The sequence below is a fragment of the Streptococcus suis genome, from assembly GCF_019794555.1.
Taxonomy (GTDB): domain Bacteria; phylum Bacillota; class Bacilli; order Lactobacillales; family Streptococcaceae; genus Streptococcus; species Streptococcus suis_AB.
Window position 1 is genome coordinate 1 of the sequence record NZ_JAIMEP010000014.1, and the last position, 24,450, is coordinate 24,450.

General features: G+C 37.6%; 25 protein-coding genes and 2 pseudogenes. 4 read left to right on the forward strand and 23 right to left on the reverse strand.

The window, feature by feature from the left end; translation table 11 throughout:
• Positions 1-229: 229 nt before the first annotated feature.
• From K6V48_RS06925 to K6V48_RS06960, 8 genes and pseudogenes are all read right to left on the reverse strand, one after another.
• Positions 230-1,102, reverse strand: coding sequence for a helix-turn-helix domain-containing protein (locus K6V48_RS06925; protein ID WP_222368711.1), 873 nt, complete (start codon positions 1,100-1,102; stop codon positions 230-232).
• A 374-nt stretch (positions 1,103-1,476) separates the two neighbouring features.
• Positions 1,477-2,568 carry an MFS transporter gene (locus K6V48_RS06935; RefSeq protein ID WP_000037627.1) on the reverse strand — a complete coding sequence of 364 codons (1,092 nt, stop codon included), beginning with the start codon at positions 2,566-2,568 and terminating at the stop codon, positions 1,477-1,479.
• Positions 2,565-3,140, reverse strand: coding sequence for an SPASM domain-containing protein (locus tag K6V48_RS12030; RefSeq protein ID WP_277942122.1), 576 nt, complete (start codon positions 3,138-3,140; stop codon positions 2,565-2,567). Before K6V48_RS12030 ends, K6V48_RS06935 begins: the two co-directional genes overlap by 4 nt.
• A gap of 18 nt (positions 3,141-3,158) precedes the next feature.
• The gene (locus tag K6V48_RS11850; RefSeq protein WP_261311067.1) at positions 3,159-3,542 is read right to left on the reverse strand and encodes a radical SAM protein; all 384 of its coding nucleotides are present in this window, start codon (positions 3,540-3,542) and stop codon (positions 3,159-3,161) included.
• A gap of 297 nt (positions 3,543-3,839) precedes the next feature.
• Positions 3,840-5,410, reverse strand: a protein-coding gene (locus tag K6V48_RS06945) for an IS3 family transposase (protein WP_222368713.1) whose coding sequence is annotated in 2 segments (ribosomal slippage) — positions 3,840-4,765 and positions 4,765-5,410 — 1,572 coding nt in all. Because the reading frame shifts where the segments join, the coding sequence is not laid out codon by codon here.
• A gap of 218 nt (positions 5,411-5,628) precedes the next feature.
• Positions 5,629-6,078, reverse strand: a pseudogene (locus K6V48_RS06950) (tyrosine-type recombinase/integrase); the annotation flags it as partial.
• A 125-nt stretch (positions 6,079-6,203) separates the two neighbouring features.
• On the reverse strand, positions 6,204-6,404 hold the full coding sequence (locus K6V48_RS06955; RefSeq protein WP_315863158.1) for an acetylxylan esterase: 201 nt from the start codon (positions 6,402-6,404) through the stop codon (positions 6,204-6,206).
• A gap of 11 nt (positions 6,405-6,415) precedes the next feature.
• Positions 6,416-6,712, reverse strand: a pseudogene (locus K6V48_RS06960) (ABC transporter substrate-binding protein); the annotation flags it as partial.
• Positions 6,713-7,032: 320 nt separating this feature from the next.
• On the opposite strand from K6V48_RS06960, the gene K6V48_RS06965 reads away from it, so the two are divergent.
• Entirely contained in the window at positions 7,033-7,623 is a 591-nt protein-coding gene (locus K6V48_RS06965; RefSeq protein ID WP_222368716.1) for a PBECR4 domain-containing protein, read from the forward strand.
• 340 nt (positions 7,624-7,963) lie between these two features.
• Here the strand turns inward: K6V48_RS06965 and K6V48_RS06970 are convergent, their stop codons facing one another.
• The 7 genes from K6V48_RS06970 to folE form a co-directional block, all read right to left on the reverse strand.
• The gene (locus tag K6V48_RS06970) at positions 7,964-9,001 is read right to left on the reverse strand and encodes an NADH:flavin oxidoreductase/NADH oxidase (protein ID WP_222368718.1); all 1,038 of its coding nucleotides are present in this window, start codon (positions 8,999-9,001) and stop codon (positions 7,964-7,966) included.
• A gap of 128 nt (positions 9,002-9,129) precedes the next feature.
• The gene (locus K6V48_RS06975; protein ID WP_105127369.1) at positions 9,130-9,399 is read right to left on the reverse strand and encodes a zinc ribbon domain-containing protein; all 270 of its coding nucleotides are present in this window, start codon (positions 9,397-9,399) and stop codon (positions 9,130-9,132) included.
• A gap of 35 nt (positions 9,400-9,434) precedes the next feature.
• Positions 9,435-10,745, reverse strand: a complete 1,311-nt coding sequence (locus tag K6V48_RS06980) for a GntP family permease (RefSeq protein ID WP_222368720.1) — start codon at positions 10,743-10,745, stop codon at positions 9,435-9,437.
• Positions 10,742-11,242, reverse strand: coding sequence for a 2-amino-4-hydroxy-6-hydroxymethyldihydropteridine diphosphokinase (gene folK / locus K6V48_RS06985; protein WP_024392309.1), 501 nt, complete (start codon positions 11,240-11,242; stop codon positions 10,742-10,744). Before folK ends, K6V48_RS06980 begins: the two co-directional genes overlap by 4 nt.
• Positions 11,239-11,601: a dihydroneopterin aldolase gene (gene folB, locus K6V48_RS06990; RefSeq protein ID WP_024392310.1), complete on the reverse strand. Its 363-nt coding sequence runs from the start codon at positions 11,599-11,601 to the stop codon at positions 11,239-11,241. The genes folK and folB overlap by 4 nt, the downstream gene beginning before the upstream one ends.
• The gene (gene folP, locus K6V48_RS06995) at positions 11,594-12,406 is read right to left on the reverse strand and encodes a dihydropteroate synthase (RefSeq protein ID WP_222368722.1); all 813 of its coding nucleotides are present in this window, start codon (positions 12,404-12,406) and stop codon (positions 11,594-11,596) included. Before folP ends, folB begins: the two co-directional genes overlap by 8 nt.
• Before the next feature lie 8 nt (positions 12,407-12,414).
• On the reverse strand, positions 12,415-12,978 hold the full coding sequence (folE, locus tag K6V48_RS07000) for a GTP cyclohydrolase I FolE (protein WP_024397142.1): 564 nt from the start codon (positions 12,976-12,978) through the stop codon (positions 12,415-12,417).
• A gap of 168 nt (positions 12,979-13,146) precedes the next feature.
• On the opposite strand from folE, the gene K6V48_RS07005 reads away from it, so the two are divergent.
• The gene (locus tag K6V48_RS07005; protein ID WP_024392313.1) at positions 13,147-13,629 is read left to right on the forward strand and encodes an NUDIX hydrolase; all 483 of its coding nucleotides are present in this window, start codon (positions 13,147-13,149) and stop codon (positions 13,627-13,629) included.
• 66 nt (positions 13,630-13,695) lie between these two features.
• Here K6V48_RS07005 and K6V48_RS07010 read toward each other — a convergent pair whose 3' ends face one another.
• Together K6V48_RS07010 and K6V48_RS07015 are read right to left on the reverse strand one after the other, a co-directional pair.
• Complete coding sequence (locus tag K6V48_RS07010) at positions 13,696-14,373, reverse strand: DUF4956 domain-containing protein (RefSeq protein ID WP_222368724.1); 678 nt, start codon at positions 14,371-14,373, stop codon at positions 13,696-13,698.
• On the reverse strand, positions 14,360-15,103 hold the full coding sequence (locus tag K6V48_RS07015) for a polyphosphate polymerase domain-containing protein (protein WP_172024876.1): 744 nt from the start codon (positions 15,101-15,103) through the stop codon (positions 14,360-14,362). Before K6V48_RS07015 ends, K6V48_RS07010 begins: the two co-directional genes overlap by 14 nt.
• Positions 15,104-15,291: 188 nt before the next feature.
• Here K6V48_RS07015 and K6V48_RS07020 point away from each other — a divergent pair, with 188 nt between their 5' ends.
• Both K6V48_RS07020 and K6V48_RS07025 read left to right on the forward strand, forming a co-directional pair.
• Entirely contained in the window at positions 15,292-16,341 is a 1,050-nt protein-coding gene (locus K6V48_RS07020) for an endonuclease/exonuclease/phosphatase family protein (RefSeq protein ID WP_261311068.1), read from the forward strand.
• Between the two features lie 13 nt (positions 16,342-16,354).
• Positions 16,355-16,657 carry a hypothetical protein gene (locus K6V48_RS07025; protein WP_222368726.1) on the forward strand — a complete coding sequence of 101 codons (303 nt, stop codon included), beginning with the start codon at positions 16,355-16,357 and terminating at the stop codon, positions 16,655-16,657.
• 70 nt (positions 16,658-16,727) lie between these two features.
• Here K6V48_RS07025 and K6V48_RS07030 read toward each other — a convergent pair whose 3' ends face one another.
• From K6V48_RS07030 to K6V48_RS07055, 6 genes are all read right to left on the reverse strand, one after another.
• Complete coding sequence (locus tag K6V48_RS07030) at positions 16,728-18,113, reverse strand: hypothetical protein (protein ID WP_222368727.1); 1,386 nt, start codon at positions 18,111-18,113, stop codon at positions 16,728-16,730.
• A 9-nt stretch (positions 18,114-18,122) separates the two neighbouring features.
• Complete coding sequence (locus K6V48_RS07035; protein WP_222368729.1) at positions 18,123-18,752, reverse strand: hypothetical protein; 630 nt, start codon at positions 18,750-18,752, stop codon at positions 18,123-18,125.
• A gap of 372 nt (positions 18,753-19,124) precedes the next feature.
• The gene (gene pheT / locus K6V48_RS07040) at positions 19,125-21,524 is read right to left on the reverse strand and encodes a phenylalanine--tRNA ligase subunit beta (RefSeq protein ID WP_222368731.1); all 2,400 of its coding nucleotides are present in this window, start codon (positions 21,522-21,524) and stop codon (positions 19,125-19,127) included.
• A gap of 1 nt (position 21,525) precedes the next feature.
• A complete protein-coding gene (locus K6V48_RS07045; protein ID WP_172041703.1) occupies positions 21,526-22,047 on the reverse strand; it encodes a GNAT family N-acetyltransferase in 522 nt (173 codons plus the stop codon).
• Between the two features lie 201 nt (positions 22,048-22,248).
• Entirely contained in the window at positions 22,249-23,292 is a 1,044-nt protein-coding gene (pheS, locus tag K6V48_RS07050; RefSeq protein ID WP_024392320.1) for a phenylalanine--tRNA ligase subunit alpha, read from the reverse strand.
• A 303-nt stretch (positions 23,293-23,595) separates the two neighbouring features.
• Complete coding sequence (locus K6V48_RS07055) at positions 23,596-24,435, reverse strand: DNA/RNA non-specific endonuclease (RefSeq protein WP_024403734.1); 840 nt, start codon at positions 24,433-24,435, stop codon at positions 23,596-23,598.
• Between the last annotated feature and the right edge of the window lie 15 nt (positions 24,436-24,450).

The window sequence follows — 24,450 nt, forward strand, 5'->3', positions numbered from 1 at the left end:
ACAAGCGTCAAAATCGAGAAAAAGTACGCATTTTTGATATAAAAAGAAAACCTCTCTAAACCCTTGATATGCATAGGGTTAGGGAGGTTTTTGTCGTTTAAAACTGTCAAAGATGGGATCATCAAAAAATCACCTTGTCAATATTTTTAATATGCTTTTTTGATATATTTTTTTTTATACCTTTTTTGTATTTATAGAAAAACGATGTTTAAAAACATCGTCCTAATATTTAATCTTGAAATTTGTCTGCGATATAGTGTTCTACTGTAAGTGCCATCTCATTATTATCCTCGATATACTTATATAAAAAATGTGCAGTCTCAAAGTAACTTTTAACAGTCTTTCTTTCAGAAAAATTTAGACTTAAATTTCCTAATAGCAAAAATAAATCTGCTAATAGATATGATGTGCGATGCTCTTGACATAACCTAATTGTAGCAGTTACTTGCTTAATGGCTAAGTCTATATTTTTTTGTAGCCAGTAGTATCTACTTAGATTATAGTTAAATTTTATAGAAAGTTCTAATTCCTCTATTTTATCTAAACTAAGTTTCATTATCTGTTCATTTAAATCTTCCTTAATTCTGTCAAATCTATCTAAGTTTTCCGTATCATAATAAAAATTAAATAGAGTATTTGAAATTTGTAGATAGTTAATATCTATCTTAGTAAGTGATTTTAAAATTTCCTCCAAATTTTCCATTGCTTCCTCTCTTTTTTGAAAAAAATAGAAATCAACAAGGGAACCAACCCACTCCAAATATATTTTATCTGATAGAGATAAACGATGTGACTTTCCTTTCTCAAGTTCATAAATATATTTTAAGGATTCATAATTTCTATGATTGATAAAGTTTTTAGATATTTTTTTAAACTCAATAAGTTCGACACTTTCATCTGAAATATGTTCATCAAAAAAATAATCCATACTCACATTAAGTTTTTTAGCTAACTGATATAATAATTCCGACCCTGGAGTATATTCTCCGTTTTCTAATCTACTAATCTGACCTTGTTTGCATATCCCATCAGCTAATTCTTTCTGTGACAATTTCAATTCTTTTCTTCTATTTTTTATTCTAGAAGCTAGTAACATTCCCATAAATTTTCCTTTCCTAGTTCATTATAATAGTTTATTTTACCACTTCAAAAAAAATATTCAAATAATAGATATATTGTTATTAAAATTCAAATTATGATAATGATGTTTCCATCATGTCCTGATATTTTAGACTAGATAACTTTCACTACTACAGCGTATATTTCATTTACTCAACAAATTTCGTAAAATCTTGTAATTTTTTATGATTGTCTCTACTATTATTTAGGATTTTTACAAATGTTTCTAATCTTCTCGCTAGTCGCTCATATTTGTCAATATTATTACCAAGTTTCTGATGTAATTTTAAAATATCTTTATTGAGCTTATCCAATTATGCTATCAATAATTTGGCAAATGAATTAGAAATATAACTTTTAAGTTCTTTCCTCCCTGTTAGAAAATGAAAAAAATACTAAGCAACAAAGAGTTACTATACCAAATATTAAATAATTGCTCCTAATACTAAAGTTATCAGCAAAAATACCAGCTAGGAAATCAGCTAACATAAAACTAATCGAAATAAACAAATTATATACTGACCATGATACTGCTCTATTTTTTTCTATTGACATATTAAATTTATAATAAAAATGATTATTGTAGTTGGAATTAAGAACACGCATTAATAAAAGGATTATAATTTGGATGATTAGATTAGTTTGAAAAAACATGAGTATAGCTAATATTGGTAACATCAAGCTTACTTCAAACTTAATTTTTAGATAACTCCCCAAAGCCATAGATATATTAAACATAAATAGTACAATTCCCAGCATATCTAGTGAAAGTCCCTGTTCATTTAAGAATATCCCTGCATAAGAATTGCTAATCATAATTAGAGTCGAGAATGCTACTCCTAATATTATTAATAACCATGGAATGTTTTGAATATTATCAAGGCTAAAAAATTTTTGATTATTATTTTGTTCCTTTTTAATTTCAGGCAATCCTATTAAATATAATAGACTAAAAACTACAAATACAATGGAGATAATAATAGGATAAATATAATTCCTATGCAATAAAGGTGGAGATATAATCGTAATAATAGCAATAAAAATATATTTTAATGTGTTGAGTTTTTTCAAAAATGATTTATATACAACTTCGTCATCAATTACTTCAAAATTATAAGAATTAAGAACTCCTGAAGATAATGACTCTGACAATCCAAAAAATATCGCTGAAATATATATTATATTTGATTTTCCAAACAATAGGCACCCTAATGCTAAAATTAATAATAAATTTGAAATAGACAAAATTTTCTTGTAACCAATCTTACTTGAAATATAACTTAAAGGAATATCAAAAACTGAACCAAATAGCTCAGTAATAACTGATAAAGTAGCTATTTCTGTGAACGAAAAACCTAAGTGCTTTAATAGTAAAATTCCTACAAAGTAGTACGGTAATCCAGATAGAAACATATTCATTCCGTATAAACTAAAAATCTTCTTACTCATAAGTTACAAATTGAGTCTCTAAAATATTCTGGACTCTTCTCCTTAATCAAGTTAACATAGCAGCCACCCTCGCAAATTTTTAACAATCCACAAGATAAACACTTAGAATTCTTCGTTCTAAAAGAACGAATCCCTCCATACAACGGATCATCATACCAAACATCTAACAAATCTTTTTCAAAGGCATTCTGCTTAGTTTGATTAACTCCTAAAAAAGCAATGCAGGGCAAGATATCCCCATTAGACATTATTTCCATCTTAGTATATTTTGCACGACATCCATAATACATTTCGTCAAACTCTGAAAATTCAATTGAATTATTTATCAACTCTGGATAAACGGTGAAAAGATGACATCCCTCAGTAGCAAAATTTAAATTTGCTTCACGTTGAGTTATATAATCTGTAACATACTCATTCAACCTTCTCAAATCAGCCAAATCGTATTTTTTCTTTATTTTCGTATATCCTGTTACCTCAGAATAATTAGCTACTGAAAACCTATCTATTTTATTCTCTATACAAAAATCAACCAATTCTATAATTTGCTCATAGCTTTGCTTTGTATACACTGCATTAATTCTACATTTTTATCCAACCTCATTAAAGTACTTCGCTAATTTTATTTGTCTATCAGGTCTCACCCCCATTAATTCAAAATTTAATTTAGAATCTAAAGTCTGCAAAGATAAAACCGGTGTAATATATTTAGATTTAGCTAGAATTTCTACTGTACTTTTCTTTATTAATTGGGCATTAGTTGTTATAGTAGTCTTTATCTTTAGTTCTTCACAAGCTATCAACAAATTATCAATATCAAAATATCTAGTCGGTTCCCCTCCTAAAATTGAAACACTTAACACTCCATTATCTTTTGCTTGGCGCAAAATTCTTTCCCAATCTTTAGCAGGTTTGGCATTTCTATCTTCACGATTTGCTAAAAAACAAAAACCACATTTTAAATCACAGTACATACTGGGGTATATTACTAGTTCAAGCGGAAAACTCAGTATGTTATGTTTTTTTAATTTTGCTACATGCTTTCTCGCATTTTGAAGAGTCTCGTAAGGATTGTTCGATGAATCCTCAATATTATTATCAGAATAGATATTTAATAATAGTACTCGCTCTAGTTTCCCTGCTTTTATTTCTTTCTTAAAAAAGGAAGTAGCAATTTCAAAACCATGATTTTGAACTAAATAAAGAAAATAAGCCTCACTCTCATCTAACTGAACAGCTCCCTGTCAAGTGGACAATGAAATAATAAAAGATTAGGCGACGGCCTTGTTCCTCATTTCAAGAGGGGCAAGGCCGTTGTTGCGCTCTTGAAAACGTTGATGATTGTAAAAATAGATGTAGGCATCAATATCTGAAACTAGCTCCTCAAAAGTCTTATACTTCTTCAAATCATAGCACTCCGTCTTAAAGTGCCCAAAGAAACTCTCAATTGGTGCATTGTCAATACACTTACCAACACGAGACATGGAGCGGGTCATCTGGTATTTGGTAGTTAAACGGTAATAATCTTTCGAAGTATACTGCGAACCTCGGTCGCTGTGAATCAATGGTGTCGCATTAGGATTAGCTTTTCGGGCTTTACGAAGTGTTTCTAATACCAATTCATTATCATTCAACTGACCGACCACATAAGCGACAATTGAGCCGTCGTAGAGGTCCTTAATAGCACTCAAATAAGCCTTACAACTGAGACCGTACTTCAAGAAAGTCACATCTGTACACCACTTTTGGTTTGGAGCAGTAGCTGAAAAATCACGATTGAGAATGTTGTCTTCTACATTGACAAAGCTAGTCTTAGTACAATAACCCTTGGTTCTTCTGATAATGGAACGTAGACCTAGAATGTGCATCAAGCGTCGAATCCGCTTCTTGTTGTAGTTTGTTTCAAGCTTGCGATTGACAAATAGCGTCATACGACGATAACCAAGAATACCGTTACGCTGGCTATGAAAGTCCTTGATGACATCTATCAAGCCCAAATTTTCCTGTTCAGAAGCTGTTTCCTGATGATGTAACCACTTGTAGTAGCCTGAGCGAGATACCTTTAGAATACGGCACAAGTGGCTGATAGAAGCCTCTTCATGCTCATCCTTATATTCTTTTATCGCTTGGAAGGTTTCCAAGTGGCGACCAAGTCTTACCGTCGGTTTCGTCGCTTGATTTCTTCTAACTTTTTTAGCAGGCCATTCTCCATTTCAAGATACTTGATTCGTTCTTCCTGTTGCTTGATTTTTAGGCGTAACTCTTCTTCCGAAGTCAGATTAGGCTTGCTTTCCAGACCTTTTCCACGACGGTCTAGGAGGCCGTTAGAACCGTCCTTCTCAAACTTTCTGACCCAAGAATATACCTGTTGGTAGGAAACACCATACTTCTCAACAGCTCCTTGGTAATCTTTCTCGTGAGCAAGGGTAAAATTGACAATTTCAACCCGTTCTTCAAATGTTGTCTTGCGTCCTTGTTTCATGCGACTCATTCCTTTACTAGTAGCTTTCAGTTCCTTACCACTAGTATAACGTTTTATCCATGATCTGAGAACATGAGAGTCAGAAATTCCATATTTTTTGGTCAGATCTTTGATACTTCCCAAACCATTAAGATAGTCGGAAACAGCTTGTTCCTTTAGTTCCTTACTATACTTCATCCAGCGACGACTTTCCTCTAGCCCCTCAATACCAGTTTCTTTGTACTTCCGAACCCAGTTCGATAGGGTGTCTTTAGAAATACCTTGGTTTCTAGCTAACCAGCTAAGTGATTTCCCAGCTTCCAAGTGGAGTAGAACAATTTCTAGTTTCTCATAGACAGACTTTGGACTTCTTTTGGACATAATAAAACTCCCTTTATAGTTTCTAGTGAAAATTTTTGTTTTTTCACTGTCCACTATAAGGGGAGTATATCAAACTCAATTCGGTCAAAAGTTACTTTATTTATTAAAATTCCACCAAACTTTTCTAGTCTAAATAAAAAATCTTCTGAAATTGTTATCATATTAAATACCTTTCTAAAAAAGCAGAGGAAAATATAGCCTCTGCTTAACCTATGGGATAAATTATTCAATGAACTCTTTATATGTGTCATTGTTGCTGCAGAAGAATCATATTTTTTTAAATATTCACTTAAACAATTTTTTAATAATAACGGTGTAATGCAATCAATTAAATAATCATCGCCAATTATTTTTCCCAATCGACTTAATACTAATTTTTCTCTTTCAATTGTTTGTTTTTTTACAGACACAGACCAAGAATTGAACCAACTTTCTTTCAATTCTCCAAACGTTTTTATTTCGGAAGCAGAAAAAGAAGATTTAGTTTTTTCCTGCAATGTTTCAATTTTTTCAATCAATTCCAGCTCAGCCTGTTTACGTGCTCGACTTGAATTCTTATAATATGAAATTATTGCGGTCTTCCATTTCCCAGTTAGTGAATCTTTATATTTTTCAACTAACTCATATCGAATTTTTCCTTTTGAATTAGTTTTAGTTCTATAAAACATCTTTATTCTCCTCTATATTAAAATAGAAAATCGATACGATTATAGAATTTAACCAATTCATATTATACCATGTTTTTTTCTGAATTACCGCTTTTGTTTCCATTCAAGAAACTCTTGAAAACCATCTAAATTAATAAATACGATTTTATGGGAAGGGTGCAATATATAGCAACGAATGTTTTTATTGCATCAGTAGTACAGTCTCTTTCAAATAATTCATAGGAAATTGGATGTTCTACAGATGCTATAGCATCTGACCAGAATTTATCAATATCATCGGGTTTTTCCTGTCTCCCATAATATTGTTCCATTTGTTCTAATGACATCGTTTCAATCAAAACATTTTTACCCAATATTTAATTCCTTCTTGAGCCAAATCGCTTGTTAGGTCAACTTTTAAATCATCAGTAATCAGGCTTCCGCCACCACTGCGAACATAGAAATTCAAGAAGCGTGTACCCATCAAGTCATTTGTTCCAAATGGGACTGAAATTCCATAGACATCATCTTTGGTTAATTTTTTACTCGCTTCATATAATTCGTCCCATGTTTTTGGCACTTCGATATTGTTTTCTTTAAGTAAGTCAGTCCGAACCCACATAACTTGTGCGTGTGAGTAAAGTGGAATAGAATAAACTACAAAACATACTCTACAACAGAACATGATAAATAGAGTTTGTATGAAGAATTTATGAAGCATTTGAAATAGATTTCCTAATAAAAACAGTATATCTCTGTTGACAAAAATTTTTCAAAATACTTGATTTAATTGAACATTTTCTATATAATAAAATTGTAGATAACAAGAGTATTTACTAAGCGTTGAAGGTCTATGGTCGGTTGGTTTGACTGTGGCTGGAGCTTTACTAGGGTTGTGTGTGAACACCTCAAGCCAACATTGAAAACACTCATTACTAAGGGCAGGTTATCCTGTCCTTTTTTCTAAGGAAATACATGGAATCATTATTACTCTCATCCGCAAGAAATTATAAAAAACTCCTTTCGAAAACCTATCAAATTGTTTTAGGGCGAAAAGGACAGCAGACAACGCTCAATCTTACATTTGCTGAGGAACATTTTGTACACTTAGCAGGTATACATAAGTTAAGAGGCTTATCTTTACCCACCAGATCTAAGCACGAAATCTATAATTTGATTTTGAAAAAAACAATCTCCGAAGAATTGCTAACTAGGTCAAAAGGTTTTACTGATATATGTGGGAGGTTGCGTATTCTCGAAATACTCAGAGAAAGTTTTTCTTCACCAACACTATCAGTACGATTTACAAAACTATATCCAATCAAGGGAAGCAAGATTCGATGGGAGTATTTATTAGAATTTACGTTCGACAATAAAATTGGTTATCTATTTCTTGATAGACAGAGAGATTCCAAAGAGCCAAATCAGTGCATACCTGTTTCAACCTTTGAAAAATCAACTCGTGACTACACAATAAATCAAGTAAGGTATACAGTATTAGAGATAATTGAAATTGACCATCAAACCAAGCAAAGCATTACACTATACTCCAGACCGAAAAAATAAGCTAGACCTCCAAAATCGGAAGTCTAGCTTATTTCATAACTCCATTCAATCATTGAATAATTGCCATGAGTGTATCATTCCTTTCGTAGCAAGGGTTTGAAGTCCTTGTGTTGTTTCTGTAAAACAATTGAGCCGAACTAAATAATCAATTATTTTAATGTTTTAAAATCTTAAACTGTATCTTTTCTATTGTACCATAAACTGAGAAGAAAAGGGAGAATCAAAAAAGCCATCCACAAAGGTAGATAGCTGAAAATTGTTTATTTAGTAATTGTTGAATCCATAATAATGCTTTTTAGCTTGGAGACATAGGAAATTTGTCTCGTAATATACCAGGAAATCACCTCACCTGTCCTCGTTTGTAGGAGTTGTTATAGACCTGAAAATCATGATCGTGCAGTGTCTCTGCTGCATCAGCCAACCAATTGACATTCCGAATTAAACCGCGTCCCACTTGAATGAGATCGGCTTGTCTTGTTTGCAATAGATACTCACCTAACTCTGGATGATGTAACAAACCAACTGCTGTTACTGGAATAGAGACTGCTTGTTTGATTTGTGCTGAAAATGTAGCTTGATAGCCTCCATAAATAGGGATATTGGGCTTCACATCCATCAAACCACCCGTAGAAATATCTAAACAAGCAACCCCAAGTTCTTCTAGCCATTTGGCAATTTGTTGGTAATCTTGAAGAGTATTTTGTGTACCTGTTTCATCATAAGCTGTTACTGATAAACGTACCCAAATTGGTCCATTAAATGCTGATTTAACTCCTTCAACAATCTCCCTCAGAAACCGGAAACGATTTTCTAAAGTTCCGCCATATTCATCCGAACGTAGGTTAGTTAAGGGCTCCAAAAACTCATTTACCAGGTAACCATGTGCACCATGTATTTCAATCATATCGTAACCAGCTTCTTGAGCTCTTCGAGCAGCAGATACAAAAGCTGACTGAACACGTTGAATATCGTCTAAGGTCATTTCTTTAGGTATTTGGTACTCTTCATTGTACCGTACAGCACTTGGGGCGATTGGCTGTATAGCATCAGCAGCTTTTCGCCCACCATGGCTAAGCTGAATTCCAACTTTACTTCCAAATGCTTTCAACTCCCTTACTAAGTCCGCTAAGGCCCTACCTTGACGATCGGACCATATTCCCAAATCACGATTGGACAAGCGCCCATCTGGTTCTACCGCAGTAGCCTCTTGGATAATGAGTCCAACCCCACCAATCGCACGCGCCCCATAATGAACATGATGAAAAGCCGTTGGCAAGCCATCCTCATTTTTAACCTCGTACATGCACATAGGTGGCATAACCACACGATTCTTTAATGACAAACCTGCAATTTCAACTGGTGATAAGAGTAAAGACATAAGAACCTCCTTTAAATGCTAATACTAAATGAAAATCACTAACTTTAATTAATTAATAGTATACCACGATTCTCGAAAAAGTTGGAAAATGAAATAGAAAAACTCCTTGAAATACACAAGGAGCCAAATTAAGCTTTCCAACGTTGCGTTTTTTTCAACATCATAGGATAACTTGCCTTCATGAAGAATTTAACAAGAGCATTACCTTGCCCGTTGGCAATCGCTGTTTTCCCCTTATTTACCATTTGTTCAAATGTAATATCAGGTTCAACAAATGCACCATTTACATAGCAATAGGAGCAATAAATCTGTGATTGACTCCCATCTTTTTCACTTCCTCGGACATCTTGACCATGCAATTCAAGCGGCATAGAACAAGATTGACAAAATTTTTCCATAATCAATACTTCCCTTCTTTTAAGGATTCTATTTTTTAATAAAAAATAGGAGCTAATTGCAAGATAACCAACAAAGCTAAAATATGACCTACTGTCACTAGGATAAACGAATACTTAAGCCCACGTTTCATACTTAGTCTTGATAGATTGTGGAAGGTCATCATTACACCAGACTGAGGCACAACTGTCAAAATAGCTGACGCAACCACTACCACACGATGGAGTAATTCTGGATTCATTCCCATTTCCATATAGGTTGGTAAAAATTGACTGGAGGCGATACCAACAGCCCCTGATGAAGAGCCAATAATACCACTAACCAGTGCTGTCGAGACAGACAAACTAATCAATGGGGACCCAGGAATTTGTTGAATCCATTCTTGTATTACAGCAAATCCAGCAGACAGTGTTAACACTGTCCCAAAAGCAACAGTGCTAGAAGTCGCAAATGCTGGTACAACAGATGCTATCGTTGCAGTATTTAAAATCTCTTTTTGGTTTGGTAAGTATGGATAGAAAATCAAAGCTGATAGGATGATAGAGACAAGTAATCCAATCGCTAAGACGTTGGGAGTTTGACTCATGAGGAAAATCGTTCCAATCAAACTCAATAAAGGCAAAACTGATAAAAATAGATTAGGGGCCTTATCATCTAACGCTACTACAGTTTCATCCTCTTCTTCGTTATAAGTTTCTCCATTTGCTAGACTTTTCTTTAAACAGTAGGCCATATAGAGCAGTCCGAATACTAATAGTGTTAAACTAGCTGCCAAACTGATAACTGGTGCCGCTGTCAAACTGGTTCCCAACACCTTTGTTGGAATAACATTTTGAATAGAGGGGGCACCTGGTAAAGTGGTCATTGTGTAGGTCCCTGCTCCCAAAAAGACCGGTAGCGGGAAAAGCGCCCAGTTAATATTTAATTCTTTAAACAGGGGGCGAGACAAGGGTAGTAAAGTAAAAATCACTACAAAGATACTCACACCACCATAGGTTAAAATAGATGCAATCAATGTAATAGCCAACAAACCTTTATAAGGACTATCTTTGCCCATCACTTTTAAAATACTATTAGCGATCGTCTGCGTAGCTCCACTTGCTTCCATATACCGGGCTAAAATAGACCCTAACATAAAAATAGCAAAATTATTGATTAAAAAACCAGCTAAACCAGCCATATAAGACTGCTCTTTGCCCAACATGACTTCCAAAACATTCATTTGGTTTGTTAAGATAATGATTAAACTAGCAAGCGGGGCAGCAATAATCACATGTAAGTTCTTTGATGTCCAATAAATAATGGCAATAATAGCCAATAACACTCCTAAAGTCGCTAAAATTGTCATAAATCTCCTAAAACGTATCTCCTTATCTCATTTTGTTCCCCAAGATCTCTTAACAATTCTCCAACTGTCTTGTTTAAACCTGGGTGGCGATAATCTATCGCTATATCAGAAAGTGGCTTAAGTACAAAACCACGCTCATGGGCATAGGGGTGAGGAACGATTAAATTCTCCTCCTGAATCATTTCCTTATTCCAGAACACAATATCCAAATCAATGGTTCGTTGACCCCATTTTTCAATCCTTACTCTGTCTAAGGCTAGTTCGATTTTCTGGCAAACACTAAGAAAATCTGCTGCCGACAAATCGGTATATACCAAACAAGCTAAATTTAGGAAATCTGCTTGATCTGTCTTTCCCCAAGCTGGAGTTTCATAAATGGAGGAAACCAAATCAAGTTGGCAGTCTGGATGGTTGTCTAATTGCTCCAAAGCGGCTTGCAAATAAGCCAGTCTGTCCCCCATATTGCTCCCAATGCTCAGATAGGCCTGATGTTTCATGGTCGCTCACGCTCCAATTCAATCCCAACAGTATCATAATGGCCCGCAATTGGTGGATTTTCCTTGTAAATGGCCAAACGAATCTTTTCCACTTTTGGAAACTGACTAAAAATTTCTTGGCAAATGACACCTGCCACCTTTTCAATGAGAAGATAAGGCTTTCCCTCCACGACTGCTTTAATCGTTTCAAAAACCATACCATAGTGAACAGTATCTTCTAAATTGTCAGTTTTGGAGGCCGCAGTTAGGTCAACAAACAAATCACAGTCTACAGTGAAAATTTGACCAAGGACTTGTTCTTCCTTAAAGGCTCCATGATAGCCATAAAATCGACATTTTTTCAGCGAAATCTTATCCATTCTGCCCTCCTGCAGTTAACTGAGCCCAAACTTTTACAATATCTCTGTTGGCTGCCACATTATGAACACGGACCATTTTGCATCCCTTTTGCACTGCCCATGCTGACAGGGCTGCTGTTGCTTGATCACGGTCAGTCGGTAAGCTATTTCCACCAAGCAGATAATCTACCACGCGCTTACGAGATATTCCAAATAGAATGGGATAACCAAGAGCAGTAATCTGTTCCAGACCTTGCAGGAGGTCCAGATTATGTTGGACATTTTTTGAAAAACCAAATCCTGGATCCAACCAAATGTTATCTGCTGCAACTCCAGCCTCTAAGGCTGCTTGCGCACGCTCCACCAGAAAGTTTTTTACTTCTCCTACAATATCGTCATAGACTTCTTCTTTCTGATTGTGCATGAGAATGATTGGTACTTTATACTCTGCGGCTAAAGCCAACATATTTCCATCATAAAGGCCTGCCCATACATCATTCAAGATATCCGCACCCGCTTCTAAGGCTGCACGGGCCGTGCTCGTTTTATAGGTGTCAATGCTGACCAAACAATCGTAATGTTCTTTTATTGCACGGATAATCGGAACCACTCGTGCAATCTCATCTTCTTCAGACACAAATGTTGCACCAAGTCGAGTGGACTCCCCTCCAACATCAATGACAGTCGCACCTTCCGACAACAACTTTTCAACTTGGGCTAGAGCAGACTCGATTTCATTATAGGTACCACCATCTGAAAAAGAATCCGGTGTCACATTGAGTATTCCCATAATTGATACTTGATGGGCTAATTGTTCAATAGACATAGAACCTCCTATTTATTGTGAATCATGGACAAGAGTTCTCGGCGCAAAACAGAATCTTCTTTATATTTTCCTAGAGCAACTGTGGTCACTGTCTTACTACCTGGCTTGCGTATACCACGCATACTCATGCACATATGCTCCGCTTCAACCATGACAAATACACCTTCTGGCTCAAGGGCATCTTGAAGGGCATGAGCCACTTGATGAGTTAAGCGCTCCTGCAATTGAGGTCGCCGGCTTGCCACCTCCACTGCACGCGCTAGCTTACTCAGACCAGTTACACGGCCTTTGCTAGGAATATATGCTACATGGGCAATCCCATAAAAAGGTACCAGATGGTGCTCGCACATGGAGTGGAAAGGAATATCCTTCACCAAAACAACCTCTTCATGACCCTCTGAAAAAACGGCTGTAAACTGGTCTTTCGGATCCTCTTTTAGCCCATTAAACATTTCCAAGTACATCTTAGCTACCCGTTTCGGTGTATCAAGTAGACCTTCGCGGTTTGGATCTTCACCCAATAATTCCAATAATTGGTAAATAGTTTGTTCGATTTGTTCTTGTTTTGACATAATACCTCCTAAAGCATTTGATTCTTTATTATACCCTAAATTAGATTTTCAGAAAAGACCTTTCATCTTCTCAATTTCAAGACTGTACCCAATCAGAAAACCAATCAAAGATTTCTCTCCATTCTCCTTTGTGGTATAATGGAATCATTCATTTACAAGGAGCCCTCTATGACTAAGAAACCCGTCCAATTAGCAACAATTTGTTACATTGATAATGGCAAGGAATTTCTCCTCCTTCATCGAAATAAGAAAGAAAATGATGTCCATGAAGGGAAGTGGATTGGAGTTGGTGGCAAACTTGAACCAGGCGAAACCCCTCAAGCCTGCGCCATTCGTGAGGTATTTGAAGAGACAGGCCTAACTGTCACAAAGCATGCCTTAAAAGGAATTATCACCTTTCCAGATTTCACCCCTAATTGTGATTGGTACACCTATGTCTTTAAAATTACTGGCTTTGAAGGAACAATTATTGAGTGTAATGAAGGCGATTTGGAATGGGTTCCCTACGATCAGGTTTTAACAAAGCCGACTTGGGAAGGCGACCGTCATTTTCAACAGTGGCTTCTGGAAAATCGCCCCTTCTTCTCTGCAAGTTTTCAATATGATGGAGACACACTCGTCGACTATAGTGTCGATTTTTATGGTGAGTAGGCTATCCCATTAGTCTATTTCAAAATAGAAAAAAGCCTTGGTACACACAAACCAAGGTTTTCTGAATTATAAGAATTTCTTCTTAGGCATTTGTTTATTTAATACAACACCCAGCGGACCCGCTGCTAAGACTGTATCTACCAAACGCTTATCTGAAATTTTCTTATCAAGAAGGACTTGATATTCTAAAACAAGTGCTTCTTTTTTCTTTTTGTATTTAAGGGATAATAAATCAGACTGCTTACAAGACTTACCAAATTGATTTTCAAAAAACTGATCATAATTGAAATCCATAGGGACTGTCACTAAGAGATGACGACGATTTTGATTGACTTGAGCAAAATTGATATTTTCAAAAACCAAGATACAAGCTGATAAGATGACTGTAGTAAATACGGCTAAACCAAGGAAGCCCATTCCTGTTGCAAGACCAATAGCCATCGCCAGCAAGACTGCAAGCATTTCTTTTGATGAACCTGCTGCCGAGCGGAATTTAATTAGACTAAAGGTCCCTGCTACCGCAACACCCGCTCCCAAGTTACCATTAACTAATGCAATGATAACAGCAATCAATGCCGGCATGAGACTTAGAGTGATAACGAATTCCTTTGTATAATTCGATTTATATTTGTAAACAGCCGCTAAGAGTACCCCCATGGATAGACTGACTCCGAATACTAGGACCATCTGGACTAGGGTGATACTACTATTGGCTGTTGAAAAGATACTATTAAACAGCTGCATGATGAATGACTTCCTCTTCTACGATGTCGTGGGCTAGCTTATAAGCATTGCCATATTTTGAAAACGATTGTTTTTCGATATTGTATTTTTCCAACAAGGCAACCAACCAATCTGGACGTTCCTCTGGAACTTTGATTTCCATGATGACCTTTTTAGGATCTAGCAAGGCTTTACCAAATTTCCCTACCATTACATTAACATTATAGTCACGATATAGAAGATTTTTATCAATGGTTAAGCGAACTTTTTTATCCTCAATACCCTTATATGATACGCGATCATAATAAATATACATTTTAGGTTTGATGACACCATAACGTTTTCTCAACTGATCCAGTTCTGATGTTACTTTTTCATCTTTGATAGTAGCATCAATAATACCATTTTCAATGTAATTTGTAACAGATACTGGATTAGATGTTAGACGGTATTTATAGCCAATTTTATTTTCCTTTTTCTTTATTTCCAAAAAGGCCTGACTTGTTTCTGATGGAATTTCATCATATACACGCATACGAATTTTTTCACGTCCATTTTTCTTAGCAAGAGAATCTTGAATCATATCAAAATCTTCATTGTCAAAGTAAATATTCGTAATCGTTGATGTCGCAAATTCATCTTCGGTCATATGTTGACGAAGTTCTTTCTCAAACTCTACAAATACATCCATATCAACAATATATTTGGTTTCTTTACGTTTAAATTGCTTTTGTACGATTCTTGTTTTCATTGCTTTGCCTCTTCTATCCTAAATGTTGAATCTTGACAGTTTCCTGTCTTGTTTACAAGATATAGTTTACCGACCAAGCTTTAAACAAAACTGAAAATAGCATTAAACAAAACTTAAACTGAAGGAAGGTGAAATTCTTTTGTCACATAAAGGGCTGTGCTACAATAGAATGGAATAAGGAGACTGTTATGTTCAAGAAAATAATGAAATACTGCTTTGGTTTACTAGCAAGTATATTGCTGATTGCTGGAGCTTATGTGTCCTATCTTTTGATAGATTACCACCGATTGGAAGACAATCTCAGTCTCGAAATCACTAATCAATCCAAACAGGAATCATTTATCCTTGATCAAACCTATTCGATGATGACCTTCAATATCGGCTATGGTTCTTACCCAAGCGACTATTCCTTTTTTATGGATGGCGGAAAGGAAGTTCGTGCACGGAGTAAAGAAGCTGTCGAAGAGGCCCTAACTAGTGATAAAGAGTTAATCGATTCGGCAAATCCAGACCTTGTTCTCTTTCAGGAGGTAGATGTCGATGGCGACCGTTCGCAGCACGTCAACCAGGTCGATTATTTTACTCAAGCCTTCAGTACTTATGCTTGGTCTTTCGCTCAGAACTACGATTCTTCCTACCTTTTTTACCCCATTACCAATCCAATCGGCCAAGCGACTTCCGGACTCTTGACCTTTTCAAAGATAAACTTCCAAGAGGCTATCCGTTACCAACTACCTATCGATACGGATATCAATAAGTTCTTTGACCTCGATCGTGCCTACTCAGTCAATCGCTTTAAAACAAATAGCGGAGCTGATTTGGTTGTTCTCAATATCCATCTATCTGCTTATACAAAGAATGAAAATATTCAGAAAGCACAGCTGGAAAAAGTAAGCCAAACAATGAAAAAAGAATATGCAAAAGGAAATTATGTCATTGTCGGTGGAGATTTTAACCACGCACTAGATGATAATGCCCGCAATGAGCTCACATGGATGAAATCTTTTCCAACTGAGCAACTACCAGTAGAATTTTCAGTTGTCGCTCCAAGTAATGCACCTACAGTCCGCAACATTGATCAATCCTACAACCCTGACACCACCTTAACTGGAACAATTGATGGCTTTATCATTTCCAACAATGTTACAGTTCATCATATCCAAACGCTTTCTAACAATTTTGCATCAAGCGACCACAATCCTGTAGTCATGCAGTTCAGCCTGACACCTGCTCAATAGAATGGAGATACTAATGTACGAATTTGTCCTAGAATATGGTTCCTTCCCAGTCAAATTAATTGATGGATTTGCAGACAGCCGAAAAGAAATTCCTGATTTTCTCGAAGAAGATGGAGAAATGATTGCCCGATTAAATGAGATAAACGAACTCTTCCACCAACTTTTCTTAACCATCGAATGCAAGTTTGACTACATCGGCAAGCAATTCCCTGACAAGATTGAACAACTACGAGAACTCTATCATCCCCTGGCAGACGATTTACTAACCAAGTATAGCAACCAAATAGAGTTAAAGATTGAACCCTTTATTTTATAAAAAAAACGAGCAACTTCAATTAGGATTGCTCGTTTTTATGCAAATATTATGATTACTCTATTTTAATCTGTCATTTTGTAATTAATTCTGCAATTAACAAATTACTAGTAATAATATTTTGAGACTCAATAAGCTCATTATTTTTTGCTAAAAGATGATTCCGTTGACGATTTGAGGATTCAATCGATTCAAAATGTTTTTGTTGTTGCAAAATAGACTGTTCAAGTGTTGTGCGCAATTCTTGACCTTGAATATATAATTGGTTAGTTAGTCTCTCTACTGATTGATAAGTATTTCTAATTGCTTCTAACATGCTTTCTTGGAATGCATCAGTTCTCATCAAATTAACACTTTCTTTCCAAGTATCTGCTCTTCCTTCGTTTAATAACATCCAAATTTTGGAGAGTTTTTCTGATTCATGATAAGTAGTTGGTATTTGTGCAAGCATACTAGAACCATTTTTTAAACGAATAATGTACTCCGAAAATACTTCTTGATATTCTCTATATTGTTCAAATACAGTATCGAAAGTTTCCTTTGAAAAAGAACTTTCCCAGCTACGGAGTTCAAACATTAAATCTATAGCAGCTTTATATTTTTTACTGAGAGGATAGTAATAATCCTTTGGAATCGCAGAAGGAATCAATTGTTGGAAAATATCATTAACATAAAATCCGGAAAAATCCTGATGGTATTCTCTTAACAACTCTTTAGATTTGTTATAGCGCTCTTTAGCAACTTGTTTAGCTTTTTTACGTGCTAAAAGTTCAATTTGAGGGTTAATAAAAAGCTTACGATTCAATGGTAACATTACAATTAAAGAAACAAATGATAGGAAAATAAAACCTAAGAAAAACAGTAATACCGCTGTGTAGTATCCTTCGTATGGTGTATTACCCGAAAGAAAATATCTCAAAGGTTCAGTAATCCATCCTAAATATTCAATAGGTGAATGTCCATATAGGAAATAATAAACTAGATAAAATAAAAATAATCCACCTAAGCAAGATAATATAATCCCAGAGAGACATCCGAAAGTATTGCTATTTTCAACTTCTTTCAAAGCCCAATTGAAAAATTGATTCGGGTCTTCTTCCTTAAGATTATCGTAAAATAGTTTGCTATTCTCTTTCCAGGATTTTCCAACTTCATCAAACACATTCTGACATTCCGCTTTTTCACGACTTATTTTTTCATGAATCGCAGACTCAACTTCCTCTTGAGTAAAAGGTAAAATTGCGCCTAGCTTTTCATTAGAAATTCGGTAGTTGGATAAACCTACTTTTTCAACATATATATTGTACTTCCCTCTTTCAAAAGAATAATAAAATGTATTCAAAGCACTCTCTAAAGGTAGTCGTTCTGCGATAGACATCGAAATAACAGACTGTAAATGGTAATTCGATAGACTATTTAATTGATGCCCTTGTGCGTCTATTGAAAATTGTTCCTTCATGCTCTCTCCTTAAATTAGGTTTGATTTATTAATTTTGTAGTTTACAAAAGTCGCAACTGCAGAAATAATTGTAAAAATCGGAACAATTAAAGCGATGGCTCCCACACCTTCTAACACACCTGCTGATAGTAGATTACACCAGATGATGAAAAGTATTAGATAGGGAAGAAACATAACAGCTCCTCTAGCAATAGACATCTGATTCTTATCAGGTGACTCCATGAACCAAACACAAGGTAAAAATTTTCTAAGATATAGTTTATCTTCCGTAAAGCTTAGAATCGGTTTAGCAAACTGTGTTAGAAGTTGATAGCCAATCCAAGAGAAAATTTCAAACGCAAGTAAAACATAGAGAGCTATTATAAATCCAATAATAATCTCAAGCCAGCTTCTATCCTCACGTTTCCCCCATTTCGGAGCAAAAGCATTTGCCACAGCTACACCAAAACCAATTTTTGGAATATACTTGACATAAGCATCCAATGCAGGAATATCATAACCAATCTTAATATAATTCAAGCCATCCATTTGATAAACATTTCCTTGACTATCAATAACGGTATCAGCTAATCCAGAATAGTCTGAAATGACTCCAACAGGGCTTTTAACATATTCGTTTGCAGTTTTTCTAAAAACCATAATAATCTCCTTTAAATATGTATCACTTTTATTATACCCCCCCCCCCGAATCCTTTTGTCAAGTGATTTTTGAAACTATTTTATAATAGTTTCTCAATGAAATCTATAAAATTTACTATAAATAATCACATGCTTATTTATAATAGTCAATAATAATACAGTTTAATATAACACAGTTTATAAATTTTAGTACTTTGAAATAAAAAAGATATGCTAGAACACAATTTGTATGCTAGCATATCTTTATATTTTCTCATTATAAGTCTGTAGTCTATCTTTTATTGGAGCATAATCGATTTGACAATGAGTTATTCATTGAATCATGTTTTCTATCTCACCAACGTCATTAAAGATAAAATGAAAGACTAAAGTTTAACGAATCTCAGCCCCAAGCTCTACCAAAGCCTTACTAATTTTTTCCATATACTTAGCTACTTCTTCATCCGTCAGGCTATCCGTAGGATTTTGGAAGGTCAGGTTATAAGCCATAGACTTCTTACCAGCCTCAATGTTGCTACCTGAATAGATGTCAAAGAGGGTCACTTTGGTCAAACGTTTCACGCCAGCACCAGCAATGGCATCCAGGACATCCTGATGCTTGACATCGCTGCTCAAAAGCAGGGCAATATCACGGCTAACCGCTGGGAATTTAGAGATTTCGGTAAATGGCTGAGCAGGCTGGAGAGCTTCTTCAATCGCATCCAGATTGATTTCAGCCACATAAGTCTCAGGAATACCGTAGTCCTTGGCCGTTTGAGGATGTACCTGACCGACAAAGCCGATAACCGCCCCATTCAAATGGATTTCAGCTGTCCGACCTGGGTGCAAGGCCGCAATCTCACTTGTGGCTACAAAATCAACCGTCAACTTATAGTGACCAAAGATAGCTTCCAAGATACCTTTAGCATGGAAGAAATCAACTGGCACAGCTGGTGTTTGGAAGTCTTTCTCAGCTACCAAACCAGTCAAGACAAGGGCAAACTTGTTGATTTCTTGTGGCAGGTCCTCTTTTGGATTGCCAGACTGTTCAAAGATTTTTCCGATTTCGTAGAGGGCCAAATTCTTGTTCTTACGAGCCACGTTATAGGCTACTGTTTCCAGCATACCAGACACCATGTTTTGACGAAGGGCAGAGCGGTCAACGGTCATCGGCCACATGAGTTCGGTCACAGTGGTTGGACGAGCCGCAAACTCCACAGCCTTGTCAGGTGTTGTCAGAGCGTAAGAAATAATTTCTGTCAGGCCTGCACCTTCTGCCAGACTACGTACTTGGCGACGGATGTTCTGGGTCAGGGTCAACTCACCTGCTGTTCCGTCCTCTTTTGGAAGAGTGGTCGGCAGATTATTGTAACCATAGATACGAGCGATTTCCTCTACCAGGTCTGCTGGAATGCGAATGTCCCAACGACGACGTGGTACTGCGACTGTAAACTGACTTGCATCGCCAGTTGTGTCCATACCTAAACGACGGAAAATGTCTGCGATTTGTGCATAGTCGAGCTTGGTCCCGAGCGAGCGGTTAACGTAATCAATGGTTGCAGTGACTGGGACGTCCGAAGTGTCCACGCTACCCGTAGCGACGATACCAGACAAGACCTGACCGCCAGCCAGTTCCGCAATCATAGCAGCTGCTGTGTCCATAGCCTCCGTCAAAGTTGCTACGTTGATGCCTTTTTCAAAGCGAGAAGAGGACTCAGAGCGAAGGTTGAGGCGACCTGAGGTCTTGCGGATAGACTTGCCGTCAAAGAGGGCAGCTTCCAGCACGACGGTCTTAGAGTTGTTGTCAATCTCTGTATTGGCACCACCCATGACACCACCAAGGGCAACTGCCTTGTCCCCAACGGAAATGACGATGTCATCGGCAATCAAGTCACGCTCTTCGCTGTCAAGAGTTACCAAGTTCTCACCCTCTTTTGCCTGGCGAGCCACGATTTTCTTGCCATCAAACTTATCAAAGTCAAAGGCGTGCATTGGCTGACCAAAGTAAAGCAAGATGTAGTTGGTGATGTCAACCACGTTGTTAAGCGGGCGAATACCTGCGTTCATGAGCAGGTTTTGCAACCACTGTGGACTTGGTGCGATAGTCACATTTTCAATGACACGAGCCGTGTAGGCAGTCACCTTGTCTGACTCAATGGCCACTTCAATCACATCGCTGGCCTTCTTGTCACTTTCCTCCAAGACCACAGGCTTGAAGTTGACCTTGCTGTCATAGATAGCTGCCACTTCATGAGCCACGCCACGCATAGAGAGGGCGTCGGCACGGTTTGGCGTGATAGACAGCTCGATAATCTCGTCGTCGAGGTCCAGGTATGAAAAGACTGGCTCACCCACGACTGCATCTTCCGGCAAATGGTAGATACCGTCCGCATAGACTTTTGGCACCACAGAGTCGGACACGCCGATTTCGCCCAATGAGCAGAGCATGCCCAAGGATTCAACGCCGCGGATTTTACCTTTCTTGATCTTGTAGTTGCCAGCGATACGAGCTCCTGGCAGAGCAACGATTACCTTGATACCTGGCTTGACATTTGGAGCACCGCAAACAATTTGCGTGATTGCTTCGCCCACATTTACCTGACAAATATTGAGGTGAGTATCTGGAATGGACTCAGCAGACACAACCTGCCCGACAACCAACTTAGAAAGGCCAGCACTCTTTTGCTCAACCCCTTCTACTTCAATTCCTGTTGTTGACATTTTTTCAGACAAGTCATGGCTTGTCGCATCAAAGTCAACCAATTCTTTTAACCATTTATAACTTACTAACATATTATCCTTTCTGGTGCAAAGGCCGTTTCAGTAGCCAATCCACATCAATCTTATCACCGACCGCAAATTCATGCTGGCCAAATTTTTCAAATCCGTATTTGGAATAGAATTTCTGAGCCTTGTAATTATGTTCCCAAACTCCCAGCCAGACCCAGTCACAACTAGACTGCTCTGCTTTTTCCAAAGCAAATTCAAACAAGACCTTCCCAAGACCGCGACCTTGATAGGCCTGCAAGAGATAGATACGCTGGATTTCAAAGGCATTTTCCAACTCCTGCTCCGTCTGGGCAGAACCTTGGTTGAGCTTAAGATAACCAGCTATCTGATGATCTATTCTTAGAAAATAGTGCTGGCAGTTGGGATCCGATAACTCACTAGTCAAGACCTCCAAGGAGTAGGCTTCCTCGAAGAATGCTTCCAACTCCTCTGGATCATTGTCATGAGCAAAGGTTTCAGCAAAGGTCTGCTTAGCCAGCTCCTGCAAAACGGAAACCTCTTCCAAACGTATAGGATCAATCTGCATTTCATTGCCTCTCATTTCTAACTGGACTAGGAAAATCGCAGAGCAGCGATTCCCACACCTTAAATAGTGCGAGATTACGACGGTTCAAGGTTGAAAACGACATATTTTTCAACCTTGAACCTAGTGAGGGGAGTAGGTAGACCGCTAGAGCGGCTACCGTCCTGTTTCTAGATACTTTCAGTATCAGAAACAGGTCTCACATCAAAACTGCTCCGAGAATCGTACATCGCCTTGATAGAATCCACGAATGTCATTGATACCGTAGCGAAGCATGGCAATACGTTCCTGACCAAGACCGAAGGCAAAGCCAGAGTACTTGGTTGAGTCAATGCCACTCATTTCCAATACTTGTGGGTGTACCATACCGGCACCGAGGATTTCTATCCAGCCTGTTTTCTTACATACATTACAGCCGTCACCGCCACACTTGAAGCAGGAAACATCCACCTCAACAGAAGGCTCAGTGAATGGGAAGTATGATGGACGCAGGCGAATCTGACGCTCTTCACCAAACATTTTCTTGATGATCATTTCAAGCGTACCTTTGAGATCACCCATGGATACATTTTCACCGACAACCAAACCTTCAATCTGGTGGAACTGGTGGCTGTGGGTCGCATCGTCCGTATCACGACGGAAAACACGTCCTGGCGAAATCATCTTCAAGGCACCTTTTGAGAAATCATGCTGGTCCATGGTCCGTGCCTGAACAGGTGACGTATGGGTCCGCATAAGGATTTCTTCTGTGATGTAGAAGGTATCTTGCATATCACGTGCTGGGTGGTCTTTTGGCAAATTCATGCGCTCAAAGTTGTAGTAATCTTTTTCCACTTCAAATCCGTCAACGATTTGGAAGCCCATGCCCAAGAAAATATCTTCGATTTCTTCAGAAGTCTGGGTCAAGACATGACGTTTTCCGACCTTAACCTGACGACCTGGCAAGGTCACATCAATGGTTTCTGAAGCTAGTTGCTGTTGAATTTTTGCGGCTGCAACCTTCTGAGCGGTTTCTTCAAAAGCAGCTGTCAGCACATCACGCACCTCATTGACCTGCTTACCAACGATTGGTTTCATATCGCTAGACAGGTCTTTCAAGCCTTTCAACAAGTCAGTCAAGGACCCTTTTTTGCCCAAAACCGCAACACGCAGGTCTTGAAGTTCTTTTTCTCCTTGGTGCTGGATTTCTTTTAACTTTTCAAGTGTAGTTTGGCTTAATTCAGCCAACTGTTGTTCAATGTTTGACATAATTCCTCCAATAAAAAAAAACGCATGACACCACTCGTATCGGAGCGTTGTCACGCGGTACCATCCGTTTTCATCTGCTAGGCAGACCTTGCTTCTAAGAACCGGTCTTCACAAGTGAAGTACTTATATTAGTGAATAAAGGTTCTAAGTCCTTGTGTGAGTGAATTCGACCAACTTTCACTGATTGAGCTTGCAGTCACGGCTCAACTCCCTGGACAGTTTCCATAGGTGTACTAGTCTCACAGACTTCTATTCAATTAAAAATATTTTATCAAAAATAAGAGTTTTTGGCAATTGATTTCTTTACTCATTCACCGTAATTTCCCCACTACGATAGTTGATACTGAGACCGCTCTGAACATTTGGAACGAACACATTGAACTCTAGGCTACCATCTGCTGCTTTTGCCTCTAGATGACTTCCGACAGGAACAAGGTCTTCACTCTCAGCATACACCAAAGTCACACGATAGCGGACACGCTTATTTTTATCCAAGGCCCGCCGAATCTGACTTTCAAAATAATTCTGCCCAGTTGAAGTTTGATCGTTGGCTTGGTTGGACCAAGCTGTTTGAACTGCAATATTCTTAGGATTGCTGGTTGAAGCATCAAAGCCAGACAATCCACCAATCAAAGCATAACCTAGTAGGTGACCACGGTCCACTGCATGGTCATATTCTCCAGTTAAATCATGGATCTGATGCCAACCCGCAGGTGTCCAAGAAGTTCGACCATTTCCTGTTTCTTCGCGGTCCTTATACTGACGTGTAGATTTGGCTAAAAGCGCATTGGCTACTGTTGGAACCGTTTCTCCCTGGACTGTTTTTGTCTTATTATCACCATAAGGAACACTGGCAACCGATGCATCTAAATCCGTTTGATTCCCGTTAATAATAAATGCTCCAGCACCATTCCACTCAATCGAATTCCCCAGTTGCTTTTTTACATCTTCTGTCAATACCGAACTAGCCAGTTCCTGACTAGGTGTGCCTTCACTTGCCTTAGACTGATTGACATAATAGGAAAAATCAGCAACGTTACTGCTCTTGTTATCGCTTAAAAGATAGCCACCCGCTACTACAACAATCGTAGCCAATAAGCTGAGCAGACTCATTGCTTGTTTTTTTACATTTTTCTTCGCCATAAAATCTCCATTAAA

What these genes read in the sequence shown, in the direction of transcription:
- folP (WP_222368722.1), bottom strand. Translation starts at nt 12,406, where the DNA reads ATGTCTATTGAACAATTAGCCCATCAAGTATCAATTATGGGAATACTC.
- pheS (WP_024392320.1), bottom strand. Translation starts at nt 23,292, where the DNA reads ATGTCAAACATTGAACAACAGTTGGCTGAATTAAGCCAAACTACACTT.
- K6V48_RS07010 (WP_222368724.1), bottom strand. Translation starts at nt 14,373, where the DNA reads ATGCAGCTGTTTAATAGTATCTTTTCAACAGCCAATAGTAGTATCACC.
- K6V48_RS07025 (WP_222368726.1), top strand. Translation starts at nt 16,355, where the DNA reads ATGTACGAATTTGTCCTAGAATATGGTTCCTTCCCAGTCAAATTAATT.
- pheT (WP_222368731.1), bottom strand. Translation starts at nt 21,524, where the DNA reads ATGTTAGTAAGTTATAAATGGTTAAAAGAATTGGTTGACTTTGATGCG.
- folB (WP_024392310.1), bottom strand. Translation starts at nt 11,601, where the DNA reads ATGGATAAGATTTCGCTGAAAAAATGTCGATTTTATGGCTATCATGGA.
- K6V48_RS06955 (WP_315863158.1), bottom strand. Translation starts at nt 6,404, where the DNA reads ATGTCATTAGAACAAATGGAACAATATTATGGGAGACAGGAAAAACCC.
- K6V48_RS07015 (WP_172024876.1), bottom strand. Translation starts at nt 15,103, where the DNA reads ATGAAAACAAGAATCGTACAAAAGCAATTTAAACGTAAAGAAACCAAA.
- K6V48_RS06980 (WP_222368720.1), bottom strand. Translation starts at nt 10,745, where the DNA reads ATGACAATTTTAGCGACTTTAGGAGTGTTATTGGCTATTATTGCCATT.
- K6V48_RS06970 (WP_222368718.1), bottom strand. Translation starts at nt 9,001, where the DNA reads ATGTCTTTACTCTTATCACCAGTTGAAATTGCAGGTTTGTCATTAAAG.
- K6V48_RS07005 (WP_024392313.1), top strand. Translation starts at nt 13,147, where the DNA reads ATGACTAAGAAACCCGTCCAATTAGCAACAATTTGTTACATTGATAAT.
- K6V48_RS07035 (WP_222368729.1), bottom strand. Translation starts at nt 18,752, where the DNA reads ATGGTTTTTAGAAAAACTGCAAACGAATATGTTAAAAGCCCTGTTGGA.
- K6V48_RS11850 (WP_261311067.1), bottom strand. Translation starts at nt 3,542, where the DNA reads ATGTACTGTGATTTAAAATGTGGTTTTTGTTTTTTAGCAAATCGTGAA.
- K6V48_RS07045 (WP_172041703.1), bottom strand. Translation starts at nt 22,047, where the DNA reads ATGCAGATTGATCCTATACGTTTGGAAGAGGTTTCCGTTTTGCAGGAG.
- K6V48_RS06975 (WP_105127369.1), bottom strand. Translation starts at nt 9,399, where the DNA reads ATGGAAAAATTTTGTCAATCTTGTTCTATGCCGCTTGAATTGCATGGT.
- folE (WP_024397142.1), bottom strand. Translation starts at nt 12,978, where the DNA reads ATGTCAAAACAAGAACAAATCGAACAAACTATTTACCAATTATTGGAA.
- K6V48_RS06965 (WP_222368716.1), top strand. Translation starts at nt 7,033, where the DNA reads ATGGAATCATTATTACTCTCATCCGCAAGAAATTATAAAAAACTCCTT.
- K6V48_RS06925 (WP_222368711.1), bottom strand. Translation starts at nt 1,102, where the DNA reads ATGGGAATGTTACTAGCTTCTAGAATAAAAAATAGAAGAAAAGAATTG.
- K6V48_RS07020 (WP_261311068.1), top strand. Translation starts at nt 15,292, where the DNA reads ATGTTCAAGAAAATAATGAAATACTGCTTTGGTTTACTAGCAAGTATA.
- folK (WP_024392309.1), bottom strand. Translation starts at nt 11,242, where the DNA reads ATGAAACATCAGGCCTATCTGAGCATTGGGAGCAATATGGGGGACAGA.
- K6V48_RS06935 (WP_000037627.1), bottom strand. Translation starts at nt 2,568, where the DNA reads ATGAGTAAGAAGATTTTTAGTTTATACGGAATGAATATGTTTCTATCT.
- K6V48_RS07055 (WP_024403734.1), bottom strand. Translation starts at nt 24,435, where the DNA reads ATGGCGAAGAAAAATGTAAAAAAACAAGCAATGAGTCTGCTCAGCTTA.
- K6V48_RS07030 (WP_222368727.1), bottom strand. Translation starts at nt 18,113, where the DNA reads ATGAAGGAACAATTTTCAATAGACGCACAAGGGCATCAATTAAATAGT.